Source organism: Weissella sp. DD23, from assembly GCF_001579105.1.
Classification (GTDB): Bacteria; Bacillota; Bacilli; order Lactobacillales; family Lactobacillaceae; genus Weissella; species Weissella cibaria.
The window spans coordinates 177529-182578 of the sequence record NZ_KQ970392.1; the positions used below are offsets into that span (position 1 = coordinate 177529).

4 protein-coding genes are annotated in these 5050 nt (G+C 45.9%); 3 read left to right on the forward strand and 1 reads right to left on the reverse strand.

Annotated features, from left to right (window positions below; all coding sequences use genetic code 11):
• Nucleotides 1-38: 38 nt before the first annotated feature.
• Nucleotides 39-1259, reverse strand: coding sequence for an MFS transporter (locus tag WEIDD23_RS05145; protein ID WP_010370717.1), 1221 nt, complete (start codon nucleotides 1257-1259; stop codon nucleotides 39-41).
• Nucleotides 1260-1464: 205 nt separating this feature from the next.
• On the opposite strand from WEIDD23_RS05145, the gene glpK reads away from it, so the two are divergent.
• The 3 genes from glpK to WEIDD23_RS05160 all read left to right on the forward strand — a co-directional run.
• Nucleotides 1465-2979, forward strand: coding sequence for a glycerol kinase GlpK (gene glpK / locus WEIDD23_RS05150; protein ID WP_010370714.1), 1515 nt, complete (start codon nucleotides 1465-1467; stop codon nucleotides 2977-2979).
• A 150-nt stretch (nucleotides 2980-3129) separates the two neighbouring features.
• A complete protein-coding gene (gene zwf / locus WEIDD23_RS05155; RefSeq protein ID WP_010370710.1) occupies nucleotides 3130-4593 on the forward strand; it encodes a glucose-6-phosphate dehydrogenase in 1464 nt (487 codons plus the stop codon).
• 77 nt (nucleotides 4594-4670) lie between these two features.
• A partial coding sequence (locus WEIDD23_RS05160; RefSeq protein ID WP_156469582.1) for an 8-oxo-dGTP diphosphatase occupies nucleotides 4671-5050 on the forward strand: 380 nt, incomplete at its 3' end.

Consider the following 5050-nt stretch of genomic DNA (forward strand, 5'->3'; position numbering starts at 1 on the left):
TGACAGCGGATACGCTGCAGGGGTTGTTTTTTGTGTTATTAATTAGCGAGGCGTCGTTTGCGACGTCTTGAAGCTCGGTCGAGAATGAAGGTGACGACTACGAAGAGCATCATGATGCCAAACATTGAGGCAAACAAGGCTTTGTATGAGCCACCGTCAATCATTAAGCCACCATATAGTGGGCCGACCGCACGACCAAGTGAGATGGCCATCGTCATGAAGCCTTGTGCCCGTCCTTTGGCGTTGGGGTCACTGATGTGATCAATCCAAGCAGGCATTTGTGGGCTGGCAAACATTTCACCAATCGTCAAAATCATGAAGGTGAAGATGAACATTGGATAGGTCTTCGCGTTCATCAAGAATAGGAATGATACCGCGAACAAGGCGGTTCCACCTAAGACGGTTAGTCGGAATGGTAGCTTTTCGATGATGCGGTCTAGTAGACCTTGCCCGACGATAATCACGATACCGTTAATCGTCCATAGGAATGAGTAATCTTGAGTGGTCATCCCCAAATCAGTCATGTGCGTTGCAACGACGGTTTCCCACAGAATGTATCCCATATAAAGGGAAAAGGCTAAACCGAGCAAGGCATAAATCAGCACGGGCGTCCTGAAATTGCTCTTGGCGGCCTTAGCAGCGTCTTTAGTTGCTTGGGCGGCGAGTCCCTTGACGTTGAAGTAGCGGAAAACCATGACCGAGAAAATAAGATACATGATTGTCGCACCACCGAAAACGAATTGCACGCCGTGGTTGAATAGGAAGCCGACAATGGCGGTTCCGACAACGACACCGACGTTCATGAACAGGTATTGTAGATTGAAAACCTTTCGAGAATCAATCGACTGAATCGTAGCCGCGTATGAATTTAAGAGGGTATAGATAATCCCATCTGCAAAACCAAGAATTAGCATGAAAATTGCAAAGACTGGCCAGGAATGCCAAAAAGTCAGGGCCGCCAACATAGCCGTTGCTAAGGCGACAGCGCCTAAGATTGATTTGTAAGGGTTCCAACGATCAAATAGGTGTCCACCAACCCAACTACCAATCATCATCATAATCGAGAGTCCCATCACGACCATGCCAGCCATGGTCATGGTCTCATGTAAGACATTGTGCATGTACAATGTCGCGATGGGCCAAATGAGTGAGGCGCCGGTTGATTGGAATAATGTGGTGATATAGAGTATTGGCGCTTTAATCTCAACGTGTTGCGGTTTGAGCGCTTCGCCATCTTGTTGTGATGACTGGATTGCCATAAAATCCTCCATTGTGTCAGCTGACACAACTAATTGTAATTAACGTTATTCCATAGTGGGTAACCACTATATATAACGTCGCGCACGGTACTGTAACCGTGCCTGTCCGTTTATTCTATGCAGAAAAGTGTAGCACATTCTCACATCTTGATATACTAATAGGGAGTGAAAAAATTTTAAACGAAATAAAATCGGGGAACGCATTATGGCTATTACACGACCAGAATATATTTTGGCAATTGATCAGGGAACAACGGGGACGCGTGCGGTGATTTTTAATCATAATGCACGACGCGTGACGTCGACTGCAATTCCCATGACATCAATCGTCCCGCATACGGGGTGGTTGGAACAACGTCCGCTTGATATCTGGCGGACGGCACAGACCGCGATTGCGGATGCATTAATTAATGCGGGAATTCGTGGGGATGAGATTAAAGCAATTGGTATTGCCAATCAGCGCGAGACGACATTAATTTGGAACCGCCACACTGGCCAACCGATTTATAACGCCATTGGTTGGTCATCAACACAGTCACAGAGTATTGCGGATGCCTGGCATAATGCTGGTCACGATGAGTTAATCCGTGCCAAGACAGGCTTGCCGGTTAGTGCGTACTTCTCAGCGACCAAAATTCGTTGGATATTGGATCATGTCCCAGGTGCTCAGGCACAAGCTGAAGCTGGCAACCTGGTATTTGGCACGGTCGACACGTGGCTGGTGTGGCAGCTTACGGACGGTGAAGTTCATGCAACTGATGCATCAAATGCGGCCCGAACAATGCTATATAACATTCATACGCAAGCATGGGATGCTGAATTGTTAGCGTTGTTTAATATTCCAGCAGCCATGTTGCCACAGGTTCACACGAGTAGCGATGTGATTGCGCACACGAATCCGATGCAATTTTTCGGTGGTCGGGTGCCGATTGCCAGTGTGATTGGCGACCAAAATGCTTCATTAGTTGGTCAATTAGCGCTCGAACCCGGCACGATTAAGAATACTTATGGCGCGGGTGCCTTTTTATTGATGAATACTGGACATGAACCAGTGATGTCCGACAATCAATTGGTCACGACCATTGCCTATCAAGTGGGGGACCGCCCCACATATGCGTTGGAAGGGTCAATTTTCTCAGCCGGTTCCGCTGTTCAATGGCTCCATGACCGGTTGGGGTTGATTGAAACACAGCTGGATGCCTGGCAAGCAGCAGAAGCATCAGAAAACGCTGATGAAGTGTATGTTGTACCGGCTTTTAACGGGTTAGGGGCACCGTATTGGGATCCTCAAGTACGTGGGGCAGTCTTCGGTATGACGCGAGGTACGGGTAAAAATGATTTCATAAAAGCGACATTGCAATCCATCGCGTATCAGACGGCGGACATTTTAGCGATTATGAAAGCTGAGTCGAAATATGATGTCATTAAAATGAAGGCTGATGGAACGGTTTCACGTAATCCGTACTTGATGCAATTCCAGGCAGATGTCGCTGATATTCAAGTAGAGCGCTCAATTGATGAAGATACGACACCACTTGGGGCCGCGTTCTTAGCCGGTCTAACAGTTGGTTATTGGCAAGACTTGTCAGACTTAGAGCAGTATGTGCCACAGGGACGTCAATTTACAGCAAGTTTGACGGCGGAACGACGGGCAACGTTGTTAAATGGCTGGCGAAATGCAGTCAGGGCAACGCAATTCTTCTCATCTGAGTCCGAATAATCAGAAAAATCACAATGTAAGCGTTTTACATTTTTGTAGCATATTTGTGTAAAAAAGTTTATAATGTTTGTAAAAGGTACCGGTAGTGAGATGCTGGTATTATGAAATACGAAATGAAACTGATTTTTTGAGAGTAAAGGAGCATTCATCGTGCCTGCAGAAATTACAACATTGTTGACATTCTTCGGTGGAACTGGAGATTTGGCTAAGCGTAAGTTGTACCCATCAACATACAACTTGTTCAAGAAGGGCTTCTTGCAAGAACACTTCGCCGTTATTGGAACGGCTCGTCAAGAATTGACGACAGAAGAGTTCCACGAGATGGTTCGCGAATCAATTGCTGACTTCGTCGAAGACCAAGCGAATGCTGAAGAGTTTATTTCACACTTCTACTACATCCAACAAGATATTACGGATTCAGCTGCTTATGCAGATATGTTGACGTTGAACAACGAATTGGATGCTAAGTACGGCTTGAAGGGTAACCGCATTTTCTACATGTCAGTTGCCCCACGTTTCTTTGGAACAGTTGCCAAGTATTTGAAGTCAGAAGGTTTGATTACTGAGAACGGTGAGTATAACCGTTTGATGATTGAAAAGCCATTTGGAACATCATTTGGAACTGCTGAAGATTTGCAAAATGAATTGTCAGAAGCTTTTGATGATGCCCAAATCTTCCGTATCGACCACTACCTTGGTAAGGAAATGGTTCAAAACATTGCGGCTGTCCGTTTTGGAAACCCATTGTTTGATGCGGCTTGGAACAAGGATTACATCGAAAACGTGCAAGTCACGTTGTCAGAGGTTTTGGGTGTTGAAGAGCGTGCTGGTTACTACGATACAGCCGGTGCTTTGCGTGATATGATCCAAAACCACACGATGCAAATCATTGGTTGGTTGGCAATGGAGAAGCCAGCATCATTTAAGGACACAGATATTCGTGCCGCTAAGAATGCTGCCTTCAACTCATTGAAGATTTACAACCGTGAAGAAGTTGCTGAAAACTTTGTGCGTGGTCAATACGGCGAGTCTGCTGATGGTACGCAAAAGAAGTACTTGGATGAAATGGACGTGCCAGCTGATTCACAAAACAACACATTTGTGGCTGGTAAGTTGCAATTTGAGATGCCTCGTTGGGAAGGTGTGCCATTCTACATCCGTTCAGGAAAGCGTTTGGCTGCTAAGTCAACGCGTGTGGATGTCGTCTTCAAGAAGGGCTTGAACATCTTCGGTGGTGACGTTAAATTGGCAAACCCAGTTTTGACTATTTTGATTGATCCTAAGGGTGGTATCGAATTCAAGATTAACGCCAAGGACGTGACCTCAGAATTCTTGACGCGTGTTGTTAACTTGAACTGGACAGTTTCAGACGAAGACAAGAAGTTGACGCCAGAACCATACGAACGTATGATTCACGACGCAATGGACGGTAACGGATCTAACTTTGCCGACTGGAACGGTGTGGCAATTGCTTGGAAGTTCGTTGATGCTATTCAAGAAGCATGGGATGCAACTCGTGAACAATTCCCTAATTACGTTTCAGGTTCAATGGGACCAGTTGCGTCAGATGAATTGTTGGCCAAGGATGGCAACGAATGGGTCTTCAAGGGCTAATTCGTTAGACTAAATAGAGTTAAAAAAGGTACACACTATTAACGGTGTGTGCCTTTTTGCGATAAGGAGACAGTTAAATGGCAGAACGGTATACCCCGATTGAATTAACGAACATGATTATGATTGAAAACCCGGTGACACATGAAGTCTTGGTTGAAGACCGTCAAAATCCAAAGTGGCCAGGGGTGACTTTTCCCGGCGGACACGTTGAAGTAGGTGAAACGGTGACCCAATCGGTTTTTCGTGAAGCGCGTGAGGAAACCGGGTTAGAAATTGAAGCGCCTCAGTTAATGGGTATTAAGGAATGGCCCTTAGAAAATGGCGCGCGCTATATTGTCTTCTTGTACAAAACAACGTCGTATAGTGGTGCCATTCATTCGGGCCGGGAAGGTGAAATTTTTTGGACGACGCGTGAAAAACTGCTTGACGGGACTTACGTGCTGCCAAATACATTCGC